The sequence below is a fragment of the Mesorhizobium sp. WSM4837 genome (assembly GCF_055811435.1).
Genome location: NZ_JBVVQE010000035.1, coordinates 48,352 through 74,078, shown reverse-complemented (window position 1 = coordinate 74,078; position 25,727 = coordinate 48,352). Strand labels below are relative to the sequence as shown.

The window sequence follows — 25,727 nt, the reverse complement described above, 5'->3', positions numbered from 1 at the left end:
GGGGGGGGGGGGGGGGGGGGGGGGGGGGGGGGGGGGGGGGGCGGGGGGGGGGGGCCGGGGGGGGGGGGGGGGGGGGGGGCCGCCCCCCCCCCCCCCCGGGGGGGGTCCGGGCGGCCGTGCTCGACGCTCTGGCAGTGCCTTCTGCGGCTACCCCCTCCGCCCGCTTCGCGGGCACCTCCCCCTCAAGGGGGGAGGATTGCGGCCGCTGCGCCACCAGCCGCAGCCACATGTATTGAGCGGTGTTGGTGTCCTGGTACTCGTCGACGAGGATGTATTTGAAGCGCTTGTGGTACTCCTTCAGCACGTCCGGATTGGCGCGGAAGATGCGGATCGGGTGGCAGAGGAGATCGCCGAAGTCGCAGGCGTTCAGCGTCTTCAGCCGCTCCTGGTAAGCCTTGTAGAGTTCACGCCCCTTGCCGTTGGCGAAGGCGCGGGCGTCGCCCTCGGCAATCTCGGCCGGGCCAAGCCCCTTGTTCTTCCAGCCGTCGATCATCTGGGCGAACTGCTTGGCCGGCCAGCGTTTGTCGTCCAGTCCTTCGGCCTGGATGAGCTGCTTGATCAGGCGCACGACGTCGTCGGTGTCGAGAATGGTGAAGTCGGATCTGAGCCCGGCAAGTTCGGCGTGTCTGCGGAGCAGCTTCACTCCAATCGAGTGGAAGGTGCCGAGCCACGGCATGCCTTCGACATTGCCTTCGCCGATCAGCAGGCCGATGCGCTGCTTCATCTCGCGCGCCGCCTTGTTGGTGAAGGTGACGGCGAGGATTTCCCTGGGGTAAGCCCTATGGGTGGCGAGGATGTGAGCAATGCGGGTGGTGAGCACGCGCGTCTTGCCGGTGCCGGCGCCGGCCAGCACCAGAACCGGGCCTTCAGTGGTTTCCACCGCCAGCCGCTGCTCGGGGTTGAGGCCGTTCAGATAATCGGGCGCATTGGCATGGCCGCTGCGGGCAGCCATGGCGCGCGCAACAATGCCCGACGGGGCCACGGGCCGCGCGTTCGGTTCATCAAAAAAAGGCATATCTTCCGAAAAGCCGGACATCTTCCCCGAATGTAGTGATTCGGCAGCGAAAGGCCAGAAGTGTCTCCGTTTTGTTCTCTGTCCAGCCGGGGGAGTTGCAAATCCGATGGCACGCCAGCCATAGCGCCGGGCCAGCTGCCGGTCTGGCCTCACTGATCCGTGACTGGACCGTACGGGCTTCTACCCTATCTTGCGCGGCGGACATGTTCCCGAAGCCGAGGAGAGCGCCATGACAAAACCGAGCCCTGCCAGCCCCGCCGTCACCAGACCCGCCATTACCCAGGCGATGATCGACGCCTATGACGAATACACGCATCTGACGCTCGACCGGCGGCGCTTCATGGAACAGTTGACCAGGCTTGCCGGATCAGGTGCGGCGGCCGCCGCAATCGCACCGCTGCTGGCGGCGAATTCAGCCCGTGCGGCTATTGTTGCCGAGGACGATTCACGCGTGACCGGCGAGGACATCAGCTATCCCGGCAGCGGTGGCGAGATGAAGGGCTATCTGGTCAAGCCGGCCGGCCAGTCCGGCAAGCTCGGCACCGTCATCGTCGTGCATGAGAACAGGGGGCTCAACCCGCATATACGCGATGTGGCGCGGCGCGTGGCGCTGGAAGGCTTCGTTGCGCTCGCCCCGGATTTCCTGTCGCCGCTCGGCGGCACGCCGGCCGACGAAGACAAGGCGCGCGAGCAGTTTTCCAAGCTCGATCCGGCGCAAACCACTGCCAATGCGGTCGCAACGGTCGCTTTCCTCAGGGGCAGCGAGGATGGCAACGGCAAGGTCGGCGCGGTCGGCTTCTGCTGGGGCGGCGCCACGGTGAACACACTGGCTGCCAATGCGCCGGATCTGGCTGCCGCTGTCGCCTATTACGGCATGCAGCCGAAGGCCGAGGATGTGCCGAAGATCAAGGCGGCGCTGCTGCTGCATTATGCCGGGCTCGACACCCGCATCAATGCCGGTATCGACGCCTTCAGGAAGGAGCTCGATGCAGCCGAAGTCGAGTACACGATCCATGTCTATGAAGGCGCCAATCATGCCTTCAACAATGACACGTCGGCGGCTCGCTACGACAAGAACGCGGCGGACCTCGCCTGGGGCCGGACGATCGCCTTTCTCAAGGAGAAGCTTGCCTGATCAGGCATTTGCCGGTTTGTGAAAAGCGACGCCGGCCACCACCAGCGCGATGCCAATGCAATCGGTGGGGCTTGGTATCTGGCGGAGCACAATGACGCCGATCAGCGTGGCGGTGACCGGCAGCAACGACAGCATCAGCGCGAAGCTCGATCGCGGCAGCCGCGACATGGCAAGCTGGTCGCAGATATAGGGGATGACCGACGAGCAGATGCCGACGCCGATGGCGGCGATGAGCAGTGGCGGCGCCGAGAAAGCCGGCAGCGCATCGGTGAAGCCGATCGGCAGCACGATGAGGCAGGCGACCGCCATGGCGGCGCCCAGGCCGGCGATGCCGTCGCCAGCGCCGGCGCGGGCAACGCGATGGCCAAGCACGATGTAGCCGACGAACAGCGCGCCGTTGAGGAAAGCCCAGAACAGCCCGATCGGGTCGCTTGACCATTTGACGTCGATGAGCAGCAAGGTGCCGGTGACGGCAACGGCAAGGGCTGCGAGATTGCGCGGGCTTCTGACGCCGACCAGCGCAACGCCGATGGTGCCGACGAATTCGATCGCCGCGACCAGCGAGATCGGCAGGCGGTCGAGCGCCAGGTAGAAGGAGCAATTCATCACGCCGAGGCAGGCGCCAAAACCGAGAAGCAGCAGCCGTGTCGGCCCGTCGGCGCGGGCGAAGGCCGTCCACGGCCGGGTCAGCGGCGCGAAGACAAGGGCGGCTGTGACGATGCGCAGCCAGGCCATGCCAAGCACGCCGACATGCGGGAAAAGCAGCACGGCGAAAGCCGGCCCGAGATAATGAAACACAGCGCTGACACCGAACCAGACATGCGGCGGCAGTGATGTCGCCAGCCTGCCAAAGACAGGGCCGGCGAGGGCAGGGATTGCAGCTGGGGCTTGCGCTTGATCATCCACATGATCATTATCGCAGGCAGATTTACCTGTTTATATGGGCAATGGCCAATCAAAGAGCTCGTTTATTCTCCTGAACCAAGGAGTTTTTCCTGAAACGCATTCGAAACGAAAATGCTGATCTGGATGCGGCGGATCTGAAAATCCTGCGCCTGCTGGAAAAGGATGCGCGCACCAGGACTGCTGAACTGGCGCGCTCGGTCGGCCTGTCAGCGCCGAGCGTGGCCGAGCGCATCAAGCGGCTGCAGGAGAGCGGCGTGATCGAGGCCTACACTGTGCGGATCAACCCGGCCGCGCTCGGCATGAAGCTGTCGGCATGGCTGCGGATCAGGCCGGTGCCCGGGCAGTTGGCTGCGGTCGCCGAGATCATCCGCGACTTGCCGGAAATCGCCCAGTGCGATCGGGTGACCGGCGAGGACTGTTTCATCGCGCTGGCGCATGTCGGCTCGGTGGCCGAGCTCGAACGGGTGATCGACCGCATCATTCCGTTTGCGATGACCAACACCGCAATCATCCAGTCGTCGCCGGTGGTGGCGCGTTCGCCGCTGGCGGCAGTGTTCGTCAATACATCAGCTTAACTGGAAAAAGTCGCGCCGCCCCTCATCGCCCTGCCGGGCACTTCTCCCCGTATAGTGACGGGGAGAAGGACGCTGTCATCAATGGTTTCGCCAATTTGCGGGCGTTGCTGAAAGAGCGCCGAGGCTGCGGCAAGCTCACCTTCTCCCCGTCACTATACGGGGGAGAAGGTGGCGGCAGCCGGATGGGGGGCGGCACAAACGCCCCAGAAAAAGCAATCGAACAACGAACCTACTTCTTCCCGCAGCGATCAGGCATGGCCGCGCTTCATCCGCGCTTGCTTCAGGATGGCGCGCCAGCGGATCATGGCGAAAGGGATCGGCTCGTTGTTGTTGGCGATGGAAAAAATTTCGTAGTTGAGGTTCTTCAGCGATCGCCAGAAATCGTAGTCGCTGATGCGTGGGTCGGCCGCCAGCCTGTCCGCCTCGACCTTGATGTCGGTTTTCATGCACGTTCCCCGAACCGCTTCAGCCCCCGCCGCCCGTATCGCAACTCGTCTTCGACCGTCGTACTGAGTCGTTCAACGCCTCAATTCGGCTTGTTCACGTTAAAACCCTGGTAAGGTTAACGGCGGTCTGACTGCGGCTCAAGCGTCTTGCGACGAATACCGATCGAACGGCCGGCGCGCTCAGGCATCGGCAGCGCCGCATGGGCGGCGCGCATGACTTCGACCTTGGCCAGGGCATCGGCCGGGAAGGGCGCCACCTTCGGTCCGGACATGTCGACATGCAGCGACAATGATTCGGACGTGGCAGCGAGCCAGCCGTCGACATGGCGGATTTCCTGGTAGGCTCTCAGCCGCTTGTCGTCATGGTCGAGCAGCTGGAACGAGACATCGACCTTGTGGTCGAGATGTAGCTCCCTGATATAGCAGACATGGACTTCCGCCGTGTAGATGGTCAGCCGGCGCTGCTTCGCATAGTCCGGCCCCATCCCCATCATTTCGAACGCTTCGTCGGAGCAGCGGTCGAACAGCACGTTGTAATAGGCCATGTTGAGATGGCCGTTATAGTCGATCCAGTCTTTTTCGATGGCCATGGGAGCAGAGACAAAGGGGGCGGCGGTGGACATCGAAAACTTCCTTCTGGCTGGACAGGACGTGGTCGGGGAGACTAGAGCGACGTGCGTCCAATTGGACGCACAAAGTACGCTCTAGCACATTGAATCTTCGCATCGTGCTTTCCGAAAATCGATTTCGATTTTCGGGCCGATGCGATAGGCATCCATAAGTCCATAACAAGGGTGGACGCTGGTCCATTCGCGGAGGAATAGATGGCTCTGAGCGACCTCAATCCGGTCGAGCGCAACGAAGAAGGCATCGCCGCGGTGCTCGGCATCCTCAAACAGCGGCTCGGCGAGCGGTTCCAGACCGGGCAGGCGATCCGCGCCCAGCACGCGCATACCACCACCTACATTCCGGCCCAGGCGCCGGACGGCGTGGCATTTCCAGAGACGACGGCGGAGGTGCAGGAGATCGTGTCGGCCTGCGCCGCGCACCGCGTGCCGGTGATCGCCTTCGGCGTCGGCTCCTCGCTGGAGGGCCATACCAACGCGCCGGGCGGCGGCATTTCTGTCGATACGTCGCGGATGAACCGCATCCTCGCCGTCAACCCGCAGGATCTCGACTGCACGGTCGAGCCCGGTGTGACGCGCGAGGATCTCAACCGGCACCTGCGCGACACCGGCCTGTTCTTTCCGATCGATCCGGGTGCCAATGCCTCGCTCGGCGGCATGGCGGCGACGCGGGCGTCGGGCACCAATGCGGTGCGCTACGGCACGATGCGCGAGAATGTGTTGTCGCTGACGGCGGTAATGGCCGACGGCGAGACGGTGACGACCGGCAAGCGCGCAAAAAAGAGCTCTGCCGGCTACGATCTGACGCGGCTCCTGATCGGCTCCGAAGGCACGCTCGGCATCATCACCCAGTTGACGCTTAAGCTGCAGGGCATTCCGCAGGCGATTTCCGGCGGCGTCTGTCCGTTTCCAAGCGTCGAGGCGGCGTGCAACGCGGTGATCGCGACAATCCAGATGGGCATTCCGGTGGCGCGCATCGAACTGGTCAACGCGCTGCAGATGCGGGCGATGAAGAGCTATTCGAAACTCGATTACCCCGAAAGCCCGTGCCTGTTCGTCGAATTCCATGGCAGCGATGCCGGCGTTGCCGAGCAGGCCGAAACCTTCGGCACGATCGCCGAAGAATATGGCGGCGGACCATTCCTGTGGACCAGCGTCGCCGAGGAACGGACGAAGCTGTGGAAGGCCAGGCACGACGCCTATTGGTCGTCGCTGACACTGCGGCCGGGCGCCAAGGGGCTGTCGACCGACGTCTGTGTGCCGATCTCGCGCTTTGCCGAATGCGTCACGCAAACCGAGGCCGACATCGCCGAGATGGGGTTGATCGCGCCGATCGTCGGCCATGCCGGTGACGGCAATTTCCATGTGCTGGTGCTGATGGACGCGGACGACCCTAAGGAAATCGAGCAGACGGAAGAGTTTGTCGCGCGGCTGAACATGCGGGCGATCGGCATGGATGGAACCTGCACCGGCGAGCACGGCATCGGACAAGGCAAGATCGGCTTCCTGCGCCATGAACTCGGCCACAGCGTCGACATCATGCGCACGATCAAGCAGGCGCTCGATCCCCTTGATATCATGAACCCTGGGAAGATATTGCCCGCCGACTAGCGCCTTTGCTCTTGGGGCGATCGATTTGCCTCTTTATCGACACGCTGATGCGGCTAGAGTGCGGCTGATTTTCAATCGACTGCTTGGGGGTTGATGCTCGCACGCCTGTTCGTTTTCTTCGGTGGCTTTTTCGTGCTGGTGCTGTGTGCGGCGCTGGTGGTGCCGTATTTTATCGACTGGACGGGCTACCGGGCCGATTTCGAGCGCGAGGCGAGCGCCATTATGGGCCGCAAGGTCACCGTTCAGGGCGATGCAACGGCGAGATTGCTGCCGTTTCCCTCGGTGACCTTCTCGAATGTGACTGTCGCCGGCGGCCCCGGCGGCCACCCGGCAATGACCGTCGAGACCTTTTCGATGGACGCCGAACTGGCGCCCTTCCTGAGCGGCGAGGTGCTGATCTTCGACATGCGGCTGGTGCGGCCGAAGGCGACGATAGACATTGCCGCCGATGGCACGGTCGACTGGGCGATACGCCCGTCCTCGCCCTTCGATCCCAGCCAGATCTCGATCGAGAAGCTGACGGTGACCGACGGAGAGATCGCGCTGCGCCATGCAGCCGGCGGCCGCAGCCATGTTCTTTCCGAGATCAATTCGACAATCTCTGCCAGATCACTGGCCGGACCCTGGCGGATGGATGGTTCGCTGCGGCTCGACGGCCTGCGCAGCACGGTCGTCGTCTCCACCGGCAAGGCTGGTGGCGACGGACAGTTGCGGCTCAGGCTCAAGGCCGATCCAGACGCCTATCCGCTGTCCATCGAAGCGGATGGCAATGCCGGCATTGTCGAGGGGGCCGCGATCTATGCGGGCCAGTTCAAGGTCGCAAGTTCTGACAAGAATGGCGCCGACAAGCGTTTGGCGCAGCTTGACGGCACCGACGCTGAGATGATGAAGGCGAGCGCCGACAAGCCGGAGCCGGGGTTCAGGCTGAACGGCAAGTTTTCGCTCGACCACCGGAAGCTTGGCGTCGACCAATTCCGCTTCGAGACCGGGCCTCTCGACAATCCCTACACCGCCGACGGCAAGGCTGCCGTCGACCTTGGGCCGAACCCTCGCTTTTCGATCGAGGCCGATGGCGCGCAGGTGCAGTTCGATGAAGCCGTCGGCGCCGCGACCGGACTGACGCTATCGGAGCGCGTCGCGGCGTTGGAGCAGGCGCTGCTCGCCCTGCCCAAGCCGACCATACCGGGGAGCGTCGAGGTGAAGCTGCCGGCGGTGGTGGCCGGCGACACGACGGTTCGTGACGTGCGCCTTTCCGCCGAGCCAGCTGATGCCGGCTGGTCGGTGAAGTCGCTGGGCGCGACGCTCCCGGGCCGCGCCAGGCTGGAAGCAAACGGCATGCTCAGTCTCGAGGATCAGTTCGGCTTCAGCGGTTCGCTGCTTCTGGCCGTGGGGCAGCCTTCCGGCTTCGCCGCCTGGCTGTCGAAGGATGTCGACGAGGCGATCCGCCGGCTTCCGGCCGCCGGATTCAAGGCCAAGGTCGATCTGACCGGGAACCGCCAGGCCTTCAGCGATCTCGAGCTCGTTCTCGGCAAGGCGAAATTCTCCGGCCGTATCGATTCCAGCCAGGGCGACGACGCCAGGCCGTCGGTGCTGATGCGGCTCGACGGCGGCGAGCTCGACGTCGACGGGCTCGCCGCCTTCGCCTCGATCTTCATCAGTGACAAGGGCGTCAACCGTTTTTCCGACCGGGACCTCGATTTCCAGATCAAGGCCGGGCCGGTCAGCGCCGGCGGATTGACCGCCGATACGGTCGATACGGCGCTCAGGTTGCGCGACGGTCTGCTCGAAATCGACCGGCTCTCGGTTGGCGGGCTTGCCGGCGCCTCGATCAGCGCCACCGGCCGGATCAAGGATTTCCCAGCGAGTCCGACCGGCAAGCTCGATGCCTCGGTGGTCGCCGTCGATCTCAAGCCGTTGGTCGATGTCGCGGCGAAGCACTATCCCGACAATGCCGTGCTGAAGGGGCTGGCGGGGCGTGTGGCCGCTTATCCCGAGCTGTTGCAGAATGCGCGCATCGATCTGGTGACGAGTGCCGCCGCCAATGGCGACGGCACGACGGGACTGGCGGTCAGCGCGCAAGGCAGGGCAGGCGGCTCGGCGTTTTCAGCATCACTGTCCGGCAAAGGACTGGCCGATCGGCTTCTCGAGGCGCCGGTGTCGGTGACCTTCAACGCCAGGAATACCGACGCCACCGCGCTTCTGGCGCTTTACGGCCTGCCGGCGCTGCCGCTCGGCATGGTTGGCGAGGCGACCACCGATGTTTCGGCGAAAGGCACGCTTGGCGGCGGCATGACGACGAGCTTCAACCTGACCGGCGACGACTTCAGGGCCGGTTTCGACGGGACGATCGCCAGTAGGCCACAAGGCGCCACAGCCAAGGGCAAGGTCAGCCTGGAAGCCGCCGACATCGAGCCGTGGTTGATGACGACAGGCATCGGCCTGCCCGGCCTGGGGACCGGCATGTCGACGTGGCTTGCGGCCGACGCCGACTTCGGCAATGGCCTTCTGGTGCTGTCCGGCCTCAGCGGCGCCATCAACGAATCGGCAGTTTCCGGTGACCTCAATGTCGACGTCAAGGACGGGCTGCCGCACCTTGCCGGCGCGCTGGCGCTCGACGAGCTGGATCTCGACCCGATGGCGGTGGCGCTGTTTGGCGACCAGGCCTTTCTGGGCGCCGGCAGGGCTTGGCCGACCGCCCCGTTCAACCAGAAGGCCAGCCCGCCGTTCACCGCCGAACTCGACCTGACCACGGCGTCGCTGGTCGCCGGCCCGTTGGCCACGGCCTATGACGCGGCGCTTTCGCTGAAGCTCGACCACGAAGGCATCCGCGTTTCGGACCTTAAGGCAAAGTTCGCCGGCGGCGCGCTTTCCGGGCTGTTCGAGTTGAAGAACAATGACGGCACTGGACTTTTCTCCGGCCAGCTGAAACTTGCCGGCGCCGATCTGGCCACCGTGCTGCCAGAGACTGGCCTCAGCGGAACCGGCGATTTCTCGGCGGCGCTTTCGACCAGCGGCAAAACGGTCGATGCGATGGTTGCGGCGCTGTCCGGTTCCGGCACGGCGGCGCTGAAAGGCCTGACCATTGCCGGCGTCAATCCCGACGCCTTTGGCGCCTTCATCGCCAAGGCCGACGCCATTGGGCGCGATATCGACGCGGCCAAGACCGCCCGCTTCGCGCCGCAGATCGCCGCGGACGGCAGTTTTCCGGCTGGGGATGCCGACATCGCCTTCACAATCGCCGGTGGAACGCTGAGGGCACCGCCGGTCAATCTTGAAAATCCGGCGGCGGCGCTGTCGGCCGACATCACCGCGGACCTGAAGGCCAGCACGGTCGCTGCCACTGGTTCGATCACTTATCGGCCCGGCGACGAAGCGCTGGTCGGCTCCGATCCGACCGTGAATTTCAGCGTCGACGGGCCGTTCGGCGCCGCGAAGCGGCAATTCGACAGTGAGCCGCTGGCGCAGTTCCTGACCCAGCGCGCGCTGGAAAAGGAGCAGCAGCGGGTCGAGGCGATGCAGGCGGCGCTGCTTGAAAAGCAGCGGTTGCGGCGCGAGGTGCGCTACTACGCGGCCCTGCAAGCCGAGCGCGTCAGGGCAGCCGAAGAATTGCGCAAGCAGCAGGAGGCGGCGCGGCTGAAAGCTGAGGCAGATGCCAGGGCGAAAGCCGAAGCCGAGGCAAAGGCTCGAGCTGAAGCGGAGGCAAGGGCCGAAGCGGAGGCGAAGGCCAAAGCGGATGCCGAGGCCAAGGCTAAGGCGGATGCCGAAGCGAGAGCCAGGGCGGCGCAACAGGCGGCCGATGAGGCAGCGAAGGCCGAAGAACAGCGACGCCGGAAAGCGGAAGAGGCGAGGCGGGCGGAAGAGGCGAGGCGGATCGCTGCGGAACAAAAGGCAAAGCTCGATGCCGAGCGCAGGGCCGCCGCTGAGCAGGCGCAGAAAATCGAGCGGGCGCGTCAGCCGCCGGCCAATGACAACCCGGGACCAGCAGGATCCGCGCCAAAACCCACGCTTGAACCTTCGTCGATCGACAATCTGCTGAAGTCGCTGGGTGGCGGATAGCCCCTAGCTAACCATACGGGCTATATGGGTTTCATCCCTCGCTTCGCCCAATCCAGGACGTAGAGCCTGAGCGCCGAGGACAGGTTGGCATCGCGCGGCCGGGCCTCGTCGATTTCGGCGACGAGGGCTGCGAGAGTCAGTTTGCGCGCGGCGGCGATGGCGACGAGATCGTCGAAAAACGGTTTTTCGAGCGAATAGCTGGTGCGATGGCCGCGAATGGTCACCGAGCGTTTCTCGACCGGGCTCACCGGACGTGACTCATTTCACTTCAAGCATCGGACTTATCCGAAAACGGCGCCACATTTTTCGGTCTGACTTCAGGGGAATCCGCATCGCCCGAGGTTTCGCGGCGATGGCCGGCGACAAATTTTTCTGCCTTGTCGGCGATCGAACGGTCACGCTCCCGGTCGGCCTTGGAGCGGCCGTGCAGCGCCCGGTTCTGTTCGGCCAGGCGCTCCTGCTCGGCTCGTGCCTTCTGCTTGCGGGCCTGGCGGAGGTTGACGATGTCGGCCATGTCGCGCGGCCCGTCGGATCACTTCTTGCGGAAGGCGTCGAGCGACACCACTTCGGCGCCCTTGGCGGCGGCGTCGGCTGCGGCCGGCTTCTTTTCGGCCTCAGCGGTCTTCTTCTTCTCAGGCTTTTTCTCGGCGACGACGGCCAGCGGTTCGGAAGCGGGCTTGCCGGTCAATTCCCCTTCTGCCGAGGTTTCCGTCTTCACGTCGAATTCGAGCTCGAAATTGACGGACGGGTCGTAAAAGCCGCGCACGGCCGAGAACGGGATTTCCAGCTTTTCCGGCACGTCGGAGAAAGACAGCCCGACCTCGAAGCCGGTGTCGGTCACCTTCAGGTCCCAATACTGGAACTGGATGACGATGGTCATCTGTTCGGGATAGCGCTCGCGCAAGCGGGAAGACACGCGCACGCCGGGGGCGCCGGTCAGGAAAGTGATGAAGAAATGATGGTTGCCGGGGAGGCCGGTGCGCGCGACTTCGGCCAGGACCTTGCGCATGACGCCGCGCAATGCCTCCTGGGCCAGAATGTCGTAGCGAATGTGGTCGTCGGCCATGTCGCTGTCGGGTTCCGTTGAATCGTCCGCATAGCTGTAATCAAGCTTGAGCGCGGCGTAAACCGGATATAGATGCCGGCAGCACAGATGCGAGAGGACATGCCTCAGATTTGATCGCTCAGGCGCCCAGCGAGCGCGCTGCGCTTTTGCGCATCGGCCGCCGGCTGCCGCTTGGCGAAGGCGCGCAGGAAGGTGCGCACGCCATGTGTCGCGGATTGCAGCACTTCATCATCGGTCGGCGTGCCGCCGAGCATGAAGGTCGTCTGCAATTCGGCATTGGCGAGGGCCTGGAACTGGCGCGCCGCGACATCGGGGTCCTCGATGTCGAGGAATCCGGCATGGGCGAGGCGGGCGAAACGGGCGGCGATCGCCGGCCATGTCCTGCCCGGTCCCTGTTCGCGCCATTCGGCAAACAGCTCGGGATAGCGCTCGCCCTCGGTCTGGATCAGCTTGCGCAAGAACTTTCCGTCGCGGCTGCAGATACAGTTGCGGGTCATGCGCACGGCGAAGGCGATCAGATCGGCCTCGAGATCCTTCGGCTGGTCGGGAAAGGTTGAAATGGTGGCGAAGATACCGGCATTGCAGCGCTCGGTGAGGTCGCGGACAATGGCGACGAAGAGTTTCTCCTTGTCGCCATGATGGTTGTAGATCGTCTGGCGCGAAACGCCGGCCTCGGCGGCAATCATGTCGATATTGGCGCCGGCGAAGCTTTCGCGGCAGAACACCTCGCCGGCAGCGTCCATGATCGAGGCACGCTTTGCCTCATGGCCGCGTGGCGGGATGCTGTCAGGAGAAACGTCGTGCTTCATGAAAACTATATATGGGTGATTGACGAATTAGACAAGAGTGTCTAAATTTATGGACTTGGATTTAGAGGAATTCCCCCTGCAGGAATTCCACGGGATGGGACGTCCCAGGATTACACGCCGGTCGGCAAACCAGATTGAAAGAAGCCCGCTATCATGAATCCCCAATTCCTCCGCATCGCGGTTGTGCTCGGCCTTTTGTCGGCCATCGGTCCGTTCGCCATCGACATGTATCTTCCCGCGCTGCCTTCGATCGGCGCAGATCTGCAGGCCAGCACCGCTGCCGTGCAGATGAGTTTGCTGATCTTCTTTCTGTCCATGGGTTTTGGCCAGATCGTCGTCGGACCGATCTCCGACATGGTCGGGCGCAAGTTGCCGCTCTATGGCGGCCTTGCCCTGTTCATGGTCGGCGGCATCGGCTCGGCGCTGGCGCCATCGGTCGAATGGCTGATCGCCTTCCGTTTCCTGCAAGGGCTCGGCGCCAGTGCGGGCATGGCGGTGCCGCGCGCCATCGTGCGTGACCTGCACATCGGCACCGAAGCTGCCAAGCTGATGTCACTCCTGATGCTGGTGTTTTCGGTGTCGCCGATCCTTGCGCCGCTGACCGGCAGCGTCATTATCGAGAATTTCGGCTGGCGTGCCGTGTTCTGGACGGTGACGGGTGGGGCGGTGCTCGCCACCATCCTGCTGGCGACCTCGCTCAAGGAGACGCGGCCGGTCGAGGCGCGTGCAGGCAGTTCGTTCGGCACTGCGCTGTCGGCCTACCGCTTCCTGATGGGCGACCGCAACTTCCTTGGCCTGGCGGCCATCGGCGGCTTCGGGCTGGCGAGCTTCTTCGTCTATCTGTCGAGTTCCTCCTTCATCCTGATAGAACACTACGGGCTGTCGCCGTCGGTCTACAGCGTGTTCTTCTCGATCAACGCGGTCGCCTTCATCGGCATGTCGCAATTGACGGGAACGCTGTCCGAAAGGTTCGGGCTGAGGCCGGTGGTGCGGGTCGCGGTGGTCGGCTATGCGACGACGATGGTCGTGCTGTTCGCAGTGATGGCGTCCGGCGTCGACCGGCTCGACGTCATGGCGGCGCTGCTGTTCGTCGGCTACGGGTTTCTCGGCCTGGTGATCCCTGCGACTTCGGTGCTGGCCATGGAGGAGCATGGCGCGATCGCCGGCACCGCCTCGGCGCTGATGGGCACCCTGCACTTCGCCATCGGCGCGCTCGCCATGGGCATCGCCGGGGTGTTCTTCGACGGCACGCCGCTGCCTATGGTGGCCGGCATCATGCTTTGCGCGGTGATCTCGTTCACGCTGGCCAAGGTGACGCTCGGCCGCGGACGGCAGGTTGTCGAAGCGCCGGCAGAATAGATGCTTTCCAGTGAGAGCAATGAAAAAGGCCGGGTCAGTCCCGGCCTTTTTCGCGTCTGGGCGCGGCCGCGCGGCCAGCAAGCCTGCTGCCGTCACAGTATCGAGGTGAGATGGGGATCGGAGGGAAAGTTGGAATCGAAGCAGGAGAAGTGGAGGTTTCTGTTGCCAGGTACCTCCGAACCCCGCCTAGAAGTGCGAACCACTAGGGCTTGATTTGAAGCTGTCGCACCGCTTACGCGGCGAGACGTGCTTCCGCATAGTTGTCGTTGGCAACTATAAGTTCAGCCCGATAACGGTGGTACAATGCCGGGCAAAAGTACGATCTTTACACCTTCGTCGATCCTATTTCGCCCCCAGCAAAAGCCGCTCTTCGCAGAGCGGTTTTTGGTGGAGGCGCCGGGTACCGCCCCCGGGTCCGAACGGCTTATTTCATCGCCTGTTTATCGCCATAGTCGGTCGAGCCGACGAAACAGATATAGGGACCGATCGTGAAAAATGAAAGGCCTCAATGATGCTTTGTCCGCTGTCTCAAACAGCATCGCCAAAGGCTTGACTTGTCAACGCTCTCAACCGAAGCTTTGCGGCGGTGAGGAGTTACCGACTAGCGCACATTTTGCGGCAGCGCGCCACAACCCTCATCGACTGGATCTCGTGGCGCCGACGAGGGGAAAATTTGATGGCCGATTATCTCGCAGACGTGAAGAAGTACGACGCCGCGGCGGATGCCGACGCGGTCGCCAAGATCGTGAAGCATTTGGGCATTGCGCTCAGGAATCGTGATTCCTCGCTGGTCTCCTGCACGGATCCCGACGAACTTGGTCGCGTCAAGGCCAGCTGGGTTGCCAAAAAGCTTGGCGTCGACGACGGCAGCAAGGCGGACGCCGCCATCGAAAAGACCTGCAAGGCGATGGAGGCCGATAACACCAAGAGCCGGGTGACCTTTTATTACCTGGTTGCCAAGGAGCTGGGCAAGCTCGCCAGCCTCTGAGGATCGCATGTCAATTTGCGGATGCTGACGCGGGCAGCTCTTTCTCCCCGTCACTATACGGGGAGAATTGCCCGGCAGGGCAATGAGGGGCGGCGCAAACGAGCGGTAAGAGAAAGCGACTCTGGTGCCGTTTTGACATATTCGGCCGGCAGCCAGTCGGTTATGATTGCCTAACCCGAATCGAGCCCCCGAATCGCCGATGCGCCAATATCTCGACCTCTTGAAGCACGTGCTGGAAAACGGCGCCGATCGCGGTGACCGCACCGGCACCGGAACGCGCTCGGTGTTCGGCTACCAGATGCGCTTCGACCTCGCGCGCGGCTTTCCGGTCACCACCACCAAGAAGCTTCACCTGAAGTCGATCGTGCATGAACTTCTGTGGTTCCTGGCCGGCGACACCAATATCAAATATCTCAACGACCACGGCGTCTCGATCTGGGACGAATGGGCCGACGAGAATGGCGACCTCGGCCCGGTCTACGGCAAGCAATGGCGCTCCTGGCCGGACGGCCATGGCGGCGCCATCGACCAGATTGCCAATCTCTTGAAGGAGATACGCAAGAATCCTAATTCCCGACGGCTGATCGTTTCGGCGTGGAACCCGGCCGAAGTGGAAGCCATGGCGCTGCCACCCTGTCATTGCCTGTTCCAGTTCTATGTCTCGGAAGGCAGGCTCTCCTGCCAGCTCTACCAGCGTTCCGCCGATATCTTTCTCGGCGTGCCGTTCAACATCGCTTCCTATGCGCTGCTCACCATGATGGTGGCGCAGGTGACGGGGCTGAAGCCCGGCGATTTCGTCCATACGCTGGGCGATGCGCATCTTTATGCAAACCATTTCGAGCAGGCGCGCGAACAGTTGCAGCGCACGCCCAAGGCGCTGCCGACGCTATGGATCAATCCGGAGGTGAAGGACTTTTTTGCCTTCCGCTTCGAAGATTTCCGGCTGGAAAACTACCTCGCCGATGCGACGATCAAGGCGCCCATCGCGGTGTGAGCCGCAACATCGGGCTTTTTGCTTTGTCTCAAATTGCTCGCCGGTGCTGTGTCGTCCGCCCGCGAGCGGTGGCGGTGTCATGCAGTGCCGTCGGTGGGCTATTGGGCTAAGTCAGGCAAAAAGCCTTCCCTTGTTATATTCAGGCGGATATATCGACTGGCAGGGTCGCGCCGATCGGATTTCAAGCTCCGGGAGAGTTTCATGCTGGTGCGCAAGGGTTTCGGATTGAAGGAGGCCGCCATTGGCGGTCTTGCGATATTGATCGCCGCCATGCCGGTTGCCCATGCCGATGACAGGCTGATCGTCTTTGCCGCCGCAAGCATGAAGAACGCACTGGATGCAGTGAACACCGCCTGCGCCGCCGATGTCGGCGAGGCGGCGACCATTTCCTATGCGGCAAGCTCCGCATTGGCCAAGCAGATCGAGGGCGGCGCGCCGGCCGACGTCTTCATCTCGGCCGATCGCGACTGGATGAACTATCTGTCCGACAAGAAGCTGACCAAGCCGCGTTCCGAAGTGAAGTTGCTCGGCAACCAGATCGTACTGGTGGCGCCGAAGAATTCGACGGTCGAAACCAGGATCGAAAAGGGTTTTGATCTTGCCGGGCTGATCGGTGACGGCAGACTTGCCATGGGCGATTTCAAGGCGGTGCCGGCCGGCAAATATGGCAAGGCGGCGCTAGAATCGCTCGGCGTCTGGTCCTCGATCGAAGGCAAGTTGGCACAGGCCGAGAATGTACGCGCAGCGCTCAAGCTGGTGTCATTAGGCGAAGCAGCACTCGGCATCGTCTACGCCACCGACGCGCATGCCGAGCCCGGCGTCAAGGTGATCGGCACCTTCCCGCAGGATTCGCACCCGCCGATCGTCTACCCGGTTGCCCAGATCGCGGATTCGAAGCACAAGCATGCGTCGGCATTCCTAAAGTGCCTGCAATCCGCCAAGGCAGGCGACCTCTTCAAGGCGCAAGGTTTTACGGTCCTCACGCCGAGCAACTGAGGCACGCCAAAGGATGGATTGGTTGCTGGACCTCACTCCCGACGAATGGAACGCGGTCCGGCTGTCGATCAAGGTGGCGACAGTGGCGATGGTCGCCAGCCTGCCGCCCGGCATATTGATCGCGCTTGTGCTTGCCCGTGGCCAATTCTGGGGCAAGACGCTGCTCAACGGGCTGGTGCATCTGCCGTTGATCCTGCCGCCGGTGGTTATCGGCTATCTGCTGCTGCTTTCCTTCGGCAGGCGCGGCCCGGTCGGGGCGTTTCTGGCCGAGCATTTCGGCATTGTCTTCTCCTTTCGCTGGACAGGTGCCGCATTGGCCTGCGCTGTCATGGGCTTTCCCCTGATGGTGCGGGCGATCCGGCTGTCGATCGAGGCGGTCGACCGCAGAATTGAGGCGGCGGCCGGGACGCTTGGCGCCAATCCGTTGTGGGTATTCGGGACGATCACGCTGCCGCTGATCCTGCCCGGCCTGATTACCGGCGCGATCCTGTCTTTCGCCAAGGCGATGGGCGAATTCGGCGCAACGATCACTTTCGTTTCCAACATCCCCAACCAGACGCAGACGCTGCCGTCGGCGATCTACACGTTCACGCAGGTGCCGGGCGGCGATGCCGGCGCGCTCAGGCTGACGCTGATCTCGATCGTCATCTCGATGGCAGCACTTGTCGCATCGGAGGTGCTGGCGCGGCGCGTCGGCAGGCGGATGGATATCGAATGACCGTTGTGGTCGACATCAGCCATCGGCTTGGCGACTTCGAGGTCGACGCCCGCTTCGAGAGCGCCGGGCGGCTGACCGCACTGTTCGGGCCCTCGGGCTCCGGCAAGACGACGCTGATCAACATGATTGCGGGCCTGATCCGGCCGGACAAGGGGCGGATCGAGGCCGACGGCCGCGTGCTGGTCGATACGGATGCGGGTCGGTTCGTGCCGAAGCACAAGCGCCGCATCGGCATGGTGTTCCAGGACGCGCGGCTGTTTCCGCATATGAGCGTGGCCAGCAATCTGCGCTACGGCCGCTGGTTCACGCCGACGGCCGAACGCTATGCGGACATCAAAGCGGTGGTCGACCTTCTCGGCATCGGTGCTTTGCTCGACCGGCGGCCGGCAAAGCTTTCCGGCGGCGAGAAACAGCGCGTGGCGATCGGCCGGGCGCTGCTCGCCAGCCCGAAACTGTTGCTGATGGACGAGCCGCTGGCTTCGCTTGACGAGGCCCGCAAGGCAGAAATCCTGCCTTACATCGAGCGGCTGCGCGACGAGACGAAAATCCCGATCGTCTATGTCAGCCATTCGGTCTCGGAGGTGGCGCGGCTGGCAAGCGACGTCGTTGTGCTGGCGCAAGGCAAAGTCGCTGCTTGCGGCCCGACCGGGGCGATCATGCAGCGGCTCGACCTGTTGCCGGCGGAGGAGCGCGGCGAGGGCGGCGCGGTGCTGGATACCGCGGTGCTGCGCCACGACAATGTCTTTGGCATGACCGTGCTCGGCTCGGTGGCGGGCGAGATCCGCGTGCCGCTTCTGGCCGTGCCGGTCGGTGCGCCGATGCGCGTTCGCATCCGTGCCCGCGATGTGATGATCGCCACCGAACAGCCGACGGGTCTCAGCGCGCTCAACATCCTGCAGGGCACGATCGTGACGATGGCGCCGGGCGAGGGTCCCGCAGTCGAGATCGGCATCGACTGCCATGGCGCAACCGTGCTTGCCCGGATCACCGAGCAATCGCGACAGACGCTGAAACTCCGGCTTGGTCGAGTGGTCTACGCCGTGGTCAAGACGGTGAGCTTCGACCCGGCGAATATGAGCGCCGGCCTGCCAGTCGAGGCGGATGGATGACCCGCGGATGATCGTCGCTATATCATTTTGGAATAGCGGTATTGCCGGAGAGCTTCTAGGATGGATGACGGGACTGCGGAGGAGCGTATGCCGTCGCTGAGCTTGCGGATAAACCTCGATCCAGAAGGGCGCATCGGGCCGGGCAAGATCGAGCTTCTGGAGCAGATCGCCGCCTTCGGCTCGATCTCGGCGGCGGCGCGCGGCATGGAAATGTCCTACAAACACGCCTGGGATCTGGTCGAGGACATGAACCGGGTGTTCGGCAAGCCGCTGGTCGCGGCGCAGACCGGTGGCAAAAAGGGCGGCGGCGCCCAGTTGACTCCGGCGGGGCTTGCGGTGGTCAGCCGCTTTCGCGCCATCGAACGGGCAGCGGCTTCCGCGGCGGCGGCGCATCTGGAAGCTTTACAGGCGGAGATCGATGCCGGGTGAGGTCGGTGGAACCTGTATTGGCGGAGCCTACTCCTCCGGCTCGCCGGGCTTGCGCAGCAGATAAGTGTCCATGATCCAGCCTTTTTTCCGGCGCGCCTCGTCGCGGGTCCTGACGATCTCGTCGCCGACGTCGCCAAGGCGGCCGGAAATGAGGATCTCGTCGGGCGTGCCGAGATAAGCGCCCCAGTGGATAAGGAGGTCGTTGTCGTCCAGCGTGTTGAAGGCGCACTTGCCGTCCAGCATGACGACGGTGCTGCCGGCATTGTCGGGCAAGCCTTCCTCGGTGAGCCGGCGGCCGGTGGTGATCTGAACCGCATCGCCGATGCGGTTCAGCGCCATCTTATGGCTTGCGGCGAGCGCCTGGACGGCAGTGATGCCGGGGATCACTTCGAGCTCGAACGCGACATTGCCTCTCATGCGCACCCGCTCCAGGATGCGTAGCGCGCTGTCGTAGAGCGAGGGATCGCCCCAGATCAGGAACGCACCGCAGCCATCTTGCGAAAGCTCGTCGCGGATCAGGCTTTCATAGATCGCGGCGATCGCCTCGTGCCAGTCATCGACGGTCGAGCGATAGGAGGGCGCTGGCTCGGCCCGCACCGGCACGTCGAATTCGACCCGGCGCGAGTTTGGATTGGTGACGAATCGGTCGCAGATCTGGCGGCGCAGTTCTGCGAGATCGTTCTTCCTGGCGCCCTTGTCGGGGATGAACAGCACGTCGGCGCGGTTCAAGCCGTCGACCGCCTGCACGGTCATGTGGTCGGGATTGCCGGCGCCGATGCCGATGACGAGAAGCTTGCGCATGGGCGATCTCCTGCCCCATCGGAACGTCGCTGTCCAGACTGGCCCGGCGGGTGGGCATGGCATGTGCGCAAGCGCGGAAGGGCTTTGAAACCCAACATTGAAACGGCTAGAGCGACGTGCGTCCACTTGGACGCACAAAGTACGCTCTAGCACCTTGAATCGTCGCATCGTGCTTTCCGAAAATCGATTCCGATTTTCGGGCCGATGCGATAGAGGGACGTGCGTCCACCTGGACGCACAAAGTACGCTCTAGCACCTTGAATCGTCGCATCGTGCTTTCCGAAATCGATTCCGATTTTCGGGCCGATGCGATAGAGTCATCGGCATCTCGCCCAGGGAGCTTCCATGTTCCGTTATGTCCTGACCGCCGCGCTGGCGCTTTCGGCCACGCCCGTGTTCGCCAATGATTCGATCGCCGAATTGGGGACGGGCGGCCTGATCCTGTCGCGCAGCGACGCGGTCGCCATGGAAAGCGAGGACCTCTACATCTCGCCGGAAAAGGTGACGGTCGACTATGTCTTCCGCAACAACACCGACAAGGATGTCGATGCGATCGTCGCCTTTCCGATGCCTGACATCGAAGGCGATCCGAACGAGATGCCGGCAATTCCCGACGGCCAGAGCGATAATTTCCTCGGCTTCGAGGTGACCATAGACGGCGTGGCGGCAAAGCCGCAGCTCGAGCAGAAGGCATTTGCGCTCGGCATCGACATCAGTGCCGATCTCGAGTCGCAGAACGTGCCGTTCTACCCGTTCGGCGATGCGGCCAGGGCGGCATTGGCGAAGCTGCCGCAAGCGGTTGCCGACGACTGGGTCGACCGCGGCCTCATCATCGAGGACACCGCCGACGACGGGTCTGGCATGAAAACCGTCTATGTGCCGTTCTGGCAATTGCGCTCGACTTATTGGTGGCGCTCGACCTTTCCAGCCAACAAGGCAGTCCGCGTCGCCCATCGCTACAAGCCCAGCGTCGGCGGCACCTCCTCGGTCAGCTTCTTCTATGACGGCCAGTTCCAGGGCCAATACGCCGCCTACAAGACCCGTTACTGCATGGACGGCACGTTCGAGAATGCGATTCGCAAGGCGGCGAAGGGCACTCCCGACGGCACGCCGAGATATTTCGAAAACCGCATCGCCTATGTCCTGACCACTGGCGGCAACTGGGCGACTGGCTCGATCGGCAAGTTCAAGCTGACCGTCGACAAGGGCGATCCGAAGAACCTGGTCTCGTTCTGTGGCGAAAACGTCAGGAAAGTCGGGCCGACGCGTTTCGAGATGACGGCAGAGAATTTCTACCCTGAGCACGACATCGACATAATGCTGCTGGTACCTTCGGGCGGGAGCGGCGGCTGATGGACGTCGCGATCTATGTCGCCATCGCCGAAAACGGTGTGATCGGGCGCGATGGCGGTTTGCCGTGGCGGCTTTCCAGCGATCTCAAGCGGTTCAAGGCCGACACGATGGGCAAACCTGTCATCATGGGTCGCAAGACCTATGAAGGCATCGGCCGGCCTCTGCCGGGCAGGCTCAATATCGTGGTGACCCGCGACAAGGCCTGGCGCGCCGAGGGCGTCGAAGTCGTGCATTCGCTCGACGAGGCGATCCGCCTGGCGAAGGTGCGCGGGCGCTGCATGGCCGGCGCCGACGAAATCTGCGTCATCGGCGGCGGCGAGATCTATGCCCAGGCGCTGCCGCTGGCCGACCGCTTGCATGTCACCCATGTCCTTGCCGCAGTCGACGGCGACGCGCATTTCCCGCCGATCGACCCGGATTTGTGGCGCATCGGCCGCTCGCAGGACGTTCCGGCCGGTGAAAAGGATAGTCATGCGACACGCTATTCGGTTTACGAGCGACGCCGCGACGTGCATTGAGAGACGGTAAAGGGTCGCGACGGTCCAAAACGGACGGTGACGACGACCGATCGCGTTGAAAGCGCGCCGTCGCATCCCTATAGAAGAACAACACCGGATTTTGCGTCGTCAGGCCGGCGCATGAGGGAGCGAAAGGACATTTATGCCCTGGAATGACAAAAGCGGCGGAGGCGGCGGCCCATGGGGCGGCGGCAACAATCCAGGACCCTGGGGGCAGGGACCAAAGGGGCCTAGCGGTCCGCAGGGCTCGCCTCCCGATCTCGAAGACATCATCCGGCGCGGCCAGGACAGGTTGCGGCGTGCTTTGCCGGGTGGCACTGGCGCCAGCCCAGCCGTGTTCGGATTGATCGCGGCAGCGCTTATAGCGCTGTGGGCGTTCAAGGCGGTCTATACCGTGCAGCCCGACGAGGTTGCGGTCGAACTCAGATTCGGCGTGCCAAAGGCAGAGTTCTCCCAGCCCGGCCTGCATTTCCATTGGTGGCCCATCGAGACGGTCGAGACGGCCGTGATTGCCGAACAACTCGTCAACATCGGCGGCGGCACGGCCTCCGGCAACGGTTCAGGGCTGATGCTTTCGGGCGACCAGAACATCGTCAACGTCCAGTTCTCGGTGGCCTATCAGGTCTCCGATCCGAGGGCCTATCTGTTCGACGTGTCCGATCCCGACGGCATGCTGCGCCAGGTCGCCGAAAGCGCCATGCGCGAAGCGGTCGGTCGGCGGCCGGCGCAGGACATCTTCCGCGACGATCGCGAGGGCATTGCAGCGTCCGTGCGCGAAATCATCCAGACGACGCTGGACGGCTACAAGGCCGGCCTGAACGTCAACGCGATTTCGATCGAGGATGCCGCACCGCCGCGCGAAGTGGCCGACGCCTTTGACGAGGTGCAGCGCGCCGAACAGGACGAGGACAAGTTCGTCGAGCAGGCCAACCAGTATTCCAACCAGAAGCTCGGCCAGGCGCGCGGCGAGGCCGCACAGATCCGCGAGGAGGCGGCCGGCTACAAGAACCGGGTCGTGCAGGAGGCCGAAGGCGAGGCGCAGCGCTTCATCTCGGTCTATGACGAATACGCCAAGGCGCCGGATGTGACGCGCCAGCGGCTTTATCTGGAAACGATGGAGAGGGTTCTGAAGGATTCCAGCAAGGTCATTATCGAGCAAGGCAGCGGACCAGGGGTCGTTCCCTATCTGCCGCTGCCGGCATTGCAGCAGAAGGCGCCGGCGCCGGCGCCGGTGCTGGGAGGAAACCAGTGATGGCCAACCGTCTTCCCATCATCGCCGTCATCGCCGCGGTCGTCCTGTTCCTGCTCTATTCGTCGGTCTTCGTTGTCAATGCGCGCCAGCAGGCACTGGTGCTCAGGTTCGGCGAGATCGTCGACGTCAAGAGCCAGCCGGGCATCTATTTCAAGGCGCCGTTCGCCTTCTTCGATGCCGACAGCGTGCAGTTGATCGAAAACAGGGTGCTGCGCTTCGACCTCGACAACATCCGCGTCCAGGTTTCGGGCGGCAAGTTTTATGAGGTCGACGCCTTCATCGCCTATCGGATCTCGGATCCGCGCGTGTTTCGCTCCGCGGTGTCCGGCCAGATCGAGCTGGCCGAGGCACGCTTGAGGACGCGTCTCGACGCCGCCTTGCGCCGTGTCTACGGTCTGCGCGACTTCGAGGCGGCGCTCTCGGAAGAGCGAGCCGTGATGATGCGCGAAGTGCGCGATCAGCTGAGGCCCGACGCCACGTCGCTCGGCCTGCAGATCGAGGATGTCCGCATTCGCCGGACCGATTTGACGGCGGAAGTCTCGCAACAGACATATGACCGCATGAAGGCTGAGCGTCTGGCCGAAGCCGAGCGGCTGCGGGCGCGCGGCAACGAGGCGGCGCAGCGCATCAGGGCGCGCGCCGACCGCGAAGTGGTGGAGATCGTCGCCGAGGCACGGAGAGAGTCTGAAATCCTGCGCGGTGAAGGTGAAGCTCAACGCAGCGCCACCTTCGCGAACGCCTACCAGCGCGATCCAGCCTTCTTCGACTTTTACCGGTCGATGAATGCCTACGGCACGGCGCTGAACAGTACCGGGACGACGATGGTGCTGTCGCCGAATTCGGACTTCTTCCGTTTCTTCCGCAATCCCGCCGGCGCGGACACGCCGGCAGCGCCGGCTGCACCGGCAGCGCCTGGGCCAGCAGCTGTGCCCCGTGCACCCGCTGCACCGACAGCGCAGCCAGGCACCGGTCAGTAACGGCCGGTGCAGGACTTTCTGGCGGCAATAGGCCTGGTTCTCGCGCATGACCCCGAAAATCGGAATCGATTTTCGGAAAGGATCATGCGCCAAATCAAAGTGCTACAGCGTCCTTTGCGCGTCCAAAGGACGCGCGGCGCTGTAGTGTCGAGGGCCTGGTCTATGGCGGCTTTCCCGGTCTCGCCAAGAAACTTGCCGGCGAGGTTCTGTCGATGCCGGAAAATACGCTGCGGGTCGCCGGGCTGATTGCAATCGCCGTTGGTGTCGGGCTCGTCTGGCTGGTGCGTGGTGGATGACGATGATTTCGGGATAACGGAGGATTTATCCTCCGCCGATAGCCATAGCCGCAAACGTGCCGTATTTCTTGCCAACATGGCTCGACGCAGCGTTTTCGGCGAGCGCTTTTCTTCTCAGAGACACCGGGAGACTTCTCGATGACATCCAACAGCTTTTTGCGCGCGGCGAGGCGGACATTCACCGCGGGTGCTGCAGCACTTCTTATCGGCGTCGCTACCGTCCCGTCGCTGGTGGCGCCCGCGGCCGCCGACGACGGCCCGGCTTCGGTCGCCGATCTGGCGCAGGGCCTGCTCGGCGCCGTGGTCAATATATCGACCTCGCAGAGGGTCAAGGGCACGGAAGGCCCCGGCGCGGTGCCGATGCCGCAGCTTCCAGAGGGCTCGCCCTTCCAGGACTTCTTCGACGATTTCTTCAAGAACCGTCCCGGCGAACAGGGCAACCCCTCGCAAAAGGTGCAGTCGCTGGGCTCAGGCTTCGTGGTCGACGCCGAGCAGGGCATCGTGGTGACGAATAACCACGTAATCGCCGATGCCGACGACATCGAGGTGAATTTCTCCGACGGCGTGACGCTGAAGGCGACGCTGGTCGGCACCGACACCAAGACCGACGTGGCGGTGCTGAAGGTCGATCCGAAAGGGCACAAGCTGACGGCGGTGAAATTCGGCGATTCCAGCAAGATGCGCGTCGGTGACTGGGTGATGGCGATCGGCAATCCGTTCGGCCTCGGCGGCACCGTGACGGTCGGCATCGTCTCGGCCCGCAACCGCGACATCAATTCCGGCCCCTATGACGATTTCATCCAGACCGATGCCGCGATCAACCGCGGCAATTCCGGCGGGCCGCTGTTCAACAGCGCCGGCGAGGTGATCGGCATCAACACGGCGATCATATCGCCGTCCGGCGGCTCGATCGGCATCGGCTTTTCCATCCCCTCGCAGCTGGCGTTGGGAGTCGTCGACCAGCTCCGTCAGTTCGGCGAGACGCGGCGCGGCTGGCTCGGTGTGCGCATCCAGCCGGTGACGGACGACATTGCCGAGAGCCTCGGCATGGCGACCGCCAAGGGCGCGCTGGTCGCCGGCGTCATCAAGGGCGGGCCTGTCGACAACGGCACCATCCTGGCGGGCGACGTCATCATCAAGTTCGACGGCAGGGACGTCAATGAAATGCGCGACCTGCCACGCGTCGTCGCGGAGAGCACGGTCGGCAAGGCTGTCGACGTGGTCATCGTGCGCAAGGGCGTCGAGCAGACCGTGAAGGTGACGCTTGGCCGGCTCGAAGATGGCGAAAAGCTTGCCAGCGGCGAGAACGGCAATACCGACAAGGACACTGGCGACGAGGCGCCTGCCGTTTCGACGGCGTCCGTGCTCGGCATGACCGTTGGCGACCTCAACGACGAGACGCGGACGAAATTCGGCATTGCCGCCGAAGTCTCCGGCGTGGTCATCACTGAAGTCGCCAAGGATTCGGCCGCTGCCGAACGCGGCATTCAGGCCGGCGAGGTGATCACCGAGATCGCGCAGGAATCGGTCGCCACGCCCAAGGATGTCATGGACCGGATTGCTGCGTTGAAGGAGCAGGGACGCAAGAATGCGCTGCTGATGCTGGCGTCGAAGAGCGGCGAATTGCGGTTTGTGACGATCCGGATGGACTGAGTCCCGGAGGCACGTGCTGATGGTGTGTCGCTGAACCAG

Annotated in this window: 26 protein-coding genes and 1 other RNA gene; 17 read left to right on the top strand and 10 right to left on the bottom strand. The window is 63.6% G+C overall.

Annotated features, from left to right (window positions below; translation table 11 throughout):
• Positions 1-1,036 (bottom strand): ATP-dependent helicase (locus AC0L3D_RS20855; protein WP_473645685.1); only part of this gene is annotated, 1,036 nt, incomplete at its 3' end.
• Positions 1,037-1,244: 208 nt separating this feature from the next.
• On the opposite strand from AC0L3D_RS20855, the gene AC0L3D_RS20850 reads away from it, so the two are divergent.
• On the top strand, positions 1,245-2,150 hold the full coding sequence (locus AC0L3D_RS20850) for a dienelactone hydrolase family protein (RefSeq protein WP_473645683.1): 906 nt from the start codon (positions 1,245-1,247) through the stop codon (positions 2,148-2,150).
• On the opposite strand, the gene AC0L3D_RS20845 is transcribed toward AC0L3D_RS20850, so the two are convergent.
• Positions 2,151-3,056, bottom strand: coding sequence for an EamA family transporter (locus tag AC0L3D_RS20845; RefSeq protein ID WP_473645682.1), 906 nt, complete (start codon positions 3,054-3,056; stop codon positions 2,151-2,153).
• Between the two features lie 89 nt (positions 3,057-3,145).
• Here AC0L3D_RS20845 and AC0L3D_RS20840 point away from each other — a divergent pair, with 89 nt between their 5' ends.
• Complete coding sequence (locus tag AC0L3D_RS20840) at positions 3,146-3,631, top strand: Lrp/AsnC family transcriptional regulator (protein WP_473645690.1); 486 nt, start codon at positions 3,146-3,148, stop codon at positions 3,629-3,631.
• 248 nt (positions 3,632-3,879) lie between these two features.
• Here the strand turns inward: AC0L3D_RS20840 and AC0L3D_RS20835 are convergent, their stop codons facing one another.
• Both AC0L3D_RS20835 and AC0L3D_RS20830 read right to left on the bottom strand, forming a co-directional pair.
• Positions 3,880-4,077 carry a hypothetical protein gene (locus AC0L3D_RS20835; protein WP_027153754.1) on the bottom strand — a complete coding sequence of 66 codons (198 nt, stop codon included), beginning with the start codon at positions 4,075-4,077 and terminating at the stop codon, positions 3,880-3,882.
• Between the two features lie 116 nt (positions 4,078-4,193).
• Positions 4,194-4,700 carry a thioesterase family protein gene (locus tag AC0L3D_RS20830; RefSeq protein ID WP_473645680.1) on the bottom strand — a complete coding sequence of 169 codons (507 nt, stop codon included), beginning with the start codon at positions 4,698-4,700 and terminating at the stop codon, positions 4,194-4,196.
• Positions 4,701-4,901: 201 nt separating this feature from the next.
• Here AC0L3D_RS20830 and AC0L3D_RS20825 point away from each other — a divergent pair, with 201 nt between their 5' ends.
• Both AC0L3D_RS20825 and AC0L3D_RS20820 read left to right on the top strand, forming a co-directional pair.
• Positions 4,902-6,314, top strand: coding sequence for an FAD-binding oxidoreductase (locus AC0L3D_RS20825; protein WP_473645679.1), 1,413 nt, complete (start codon positions 4,902-4,904; stop codon positions 6,312-6,314).
• A gap of 93 nt (positions 6,315-6,407) precedes the next feature.
• Positions 6,408-10,370 carry an AsmA family protein gene (locus AC0L3D_RS20820; RefSeq protein ID WP_473645677.1) on the top strand — a complete coding sequence of 1,321 codons (3,963 nt, stop codon included), beginning with the start codon at positions 6,408-6,410 and terminating at the stop codon, positions 10,368-10,370.
• 20 nt (positions 10,371-10,390) lie between these two features.
• Here the strand turns inward: AC0L3D_RS20820 and AC0L3D_RS20815 are convergent, their stop codons facing one another.
• From AC0L3D_RS20815 to AC0L3D_RS20800, 4 genes are all read right to left on the bottom strand, one after another.
• Positions 10,391-10,618, bottom strand: coding sequence for a ribbon-helix-helix domain-containing protein (locus AC0L3D_RS20815; protein WP_287237268.1), 228 nt, complete (start codon positions 10,616-10,618; stop codon positions 10,391-10,393).
• A gap of 20 nt (positions 10,619-10,638) precedes the next feature.
• Positions 10,639-10,884 carry a DUF4169 family protein gene (locus tag AC0L3D_RS20810; protein WP_128180524.1) on the bottom strand — a complete coding sequence of 82 codons (246 nt, stop codon included), beginning with the start codon at positions 10,882-10,884 and terminating at the stop codon, positions 10,639-10,641.
• Positions 10,885-10,902: 18 nt separating this feature from the next.
• The gene (locus tag AC0L3D_RS20805) at positions 10,903-11,436 is read right to left on the bottom strand and encodes an SspB family protein (RefSeq protein WP_023798780.1); all 534 of its coding nucleotides are present in this window, start codon (positions 11,434-11,436) and stop codon (positions 10,903-10,905) included.
• Between the two features lie 104 nt (positions 11,437-11,540).
• Positions 11,541-12,245 carry a TetR/AcrR family transcriptional regulator gene (locus AC0L3D_RS20800; protein ID WP_473645676.1) on the bottom strand — a complete coding sequence of 235 codons (705 nt, stop codon included), beginning with the start codon at positions 12,243-12,245 and terminating at the stop codon, positions 11,541-11,543.
• 153 nt (positions 12,246-12,398) lie between these two features.
• Between AC0L3D_RS20800 and AC0L3D_RS20795 the strand changes: the two genes are divergently transcribed.
• Positions 12,399-13,604 (top strand): multidrug effflux MFS transporter, encoded by a 1,206-nt coding sequence (locus AC0L3D_RS20795; protein ID WP_473645674.1) that lies wholly within the window; start codon positions 12,399-12,401, stop codon positions 13,602-13,604.
• A gap of 148 nt (positions 13,605-13,752) precedes the next feature.
• Here AC0L3D_RS20795 and ssrA read toward each other — a convergent pair.
• Positions 13,753-14,109: a transfer-messenger RNA gene (gene ssrA / locus AC0L3D_RS20790) on the bottom strand.
• A 171-nt stretch (positions 14,110-14,280) separates the two neighbouring features.
• Between ssrA and AC0L3D_RS20785 the strand changes: the two genes are divergently transcribed.
• The 6 genes from AC0L3D_RS20785 to AC0L3D_RS20760 all read left to right on the top strand — a co-directional run bounded on the left by AC0L3D_RS20785 (position 14,281) and on the right by AC0L3D_RS20760 (position 18,838).
• Complete coding sequence (locus tag AC0L3D_RS20785) at positions 14,281-14,592, top strand: DUF2853 family protein (RefSeq protein WP_023798783.1); 312 nt, start codon at positions 14,281-14,283, stop codon at positions 14,590-14,592.
• Positions 14,593-14,791: 199 nt separating this feature from the next.
• Entirely contained in the window at positions 14,792-15,586 is a 795-nt protein-coding gene (locus AC0L3D_RS20780; RefSeq protein ID WP_023798784.1) for a thymidylate synthase, read from the top strand.
• Between the two features lie 201 nt (positions 15,587-15,787).
• Complete coding sequence (gene modA, locus AC0L3D_RS20775) at positions 15,788-16,582, top strand: molybdate ABC transporter substrate-binding protein (protein WP_473645673.1); 795 nt, start codon at positions 15,788-15,790, stop codon at positions 16,580-16,582.
• Between the two features lie 13 nt (positions 16,583-16,595).
• The gene (gene modB / locus AC0L3D_RS20770) at positions 16,596-17,300 is read left to right on the top strand and encodes a molybdate ABC transporter permease subunit (RefSeq protein ID WP_027153742.1); all 705 of its coding nucleotides are present in this window, start codon (positions 16,596-16,598) and stop codon (positions 17,298-17,300) included.
• Entirely contained in the window at positions 17,297-18,409 is a 1,113-nt protein-coding gene (gene modC / locus AC0L3D_RS20765) for a molybdenum ABC transporter ATP-binding protein (protein WP_128174128.1), read from the top strand. The genes modB and modC overlap by 4 nt, the downstream gene beginning before the upstream one ends.
• A gap of 87 nt (positions 18,410-18,496) precedes the next feature.
• The gene (locus AC0L3D_RS20760) at positions 18,497-18,838 is read left to right on the top strand and encodes a winged helix-turn-helix domain-containing protein (protein ID WP_023798788.1); all 342 of its coding nucleotides are present in this window, start codon (positions 18,497-18,499) and stop codon (positions 18,836-18,838) included.
• A 27-nt stretch (positions 18,839-18,865) separates the two neighbouring features.
• Here the strand turns inward: AC0L3D_RS20760 and cobF are convergent, their stop codons facing one another.
• Positions 18,866-19,639, bottom strand: a complete 774-nt coding sequence (cobF, locus tag AC0L3D_RS20755) for a precorrin-6A synthase (deacetylating) (RefSeq protein WP_128174126.1) — start codon at positions 19,637-19,639, stop codon at positions 18,866-18,868.
• 345 nt (positions 19,640-19,984) lie between these two features.
• Here cobF and AC0L3D_RS20750 point away from each other — a divergent pair, with 345 nt between their 5' ends.
• The 6 genes from AC0L3D_RS20750 to AC0L3D_RS20725 all read left to right on the top strand — a co-directional run bounded on the left by AC0L3D_RS20750 (position 19,985) and on the right by AC0L3D_RS20725 (position 25,688).
• The gene (locus tag AC0L3D_RS20750; protein WP_128177747.1) at positions 19,985-20,992 is read left to right on the top strand and encodes a DUF4424 domain-containing protein; all 1,008 of its coding nucleotides are present in this window, start codon (positions 19,985-19,987) and stop codon (positions 20,990-20,992) included.
• Positions 20,992-21,510, top strand: coding sequence for a dihydrofolate reductase (locus AC0L3D_RS20745; RefSeq protein ID WP_023798791.1), 519 nt, complete (start codon positions 20,992-20,994; stop codon positions 21,508-21,510). Before AC0L3D_RS20750 ends, AC0L3D_RS20745 begins: the two co-directional genes overlap by 1 nt.
• Before the next feature lie 142 nt (positions 21,511-21,652).
• Positions 21,653-22,762: an FtsH protease activity modulator HflK gene (gene hflK / locus AC0L3D_RS20740; protein WP_027154960.1), complete on the top strand. Its 1,110-nt coding sequence runs from the start codon at positions 21,653-21,655 to the stop codon at positions 22,760-22,762.
• On the top strand, positions 22,762-23,739 hold the full coding sequence (gene hflC / locus AC0L3D_RS20735) for a protease modulator HflC (protein ID WP_023798793.1): 978 nt from the start codon (positions 22,762-22,764) through the stop codon (positions 23,737-23,739). Before hflK ends, hflC begins: the two co-directional genes overlap by 1 nt.
• 155 nt (positions 23,740-23,894) lie before the next feature.
• Complete coding sequence (locus tag AC0L3D_RS20730) at positions 23,895-24,035, top strand: DUF2065 domain-containing protein (protein ID WP_236473681.1); 141 nt, start codon at positions 23,895-23,897, stop codon at positions 24,033-24,035.
• A gap of 138 nt (positions 24,036-24,173) precedes the next feature.
• Positions 24,174-25,688 (top strand): DegQ family serine endoprotease, encoded by a 1,515-nt coding sequence (locus AC0L3D_RS20725; protein ID WP_023798795.1) that lies wholly within the window; start codon positions 24,174-24,176, stop codon positions 25,686-25,688.
• Positions 25,689-25,727 lie beyond the last annotated feature (39 nt).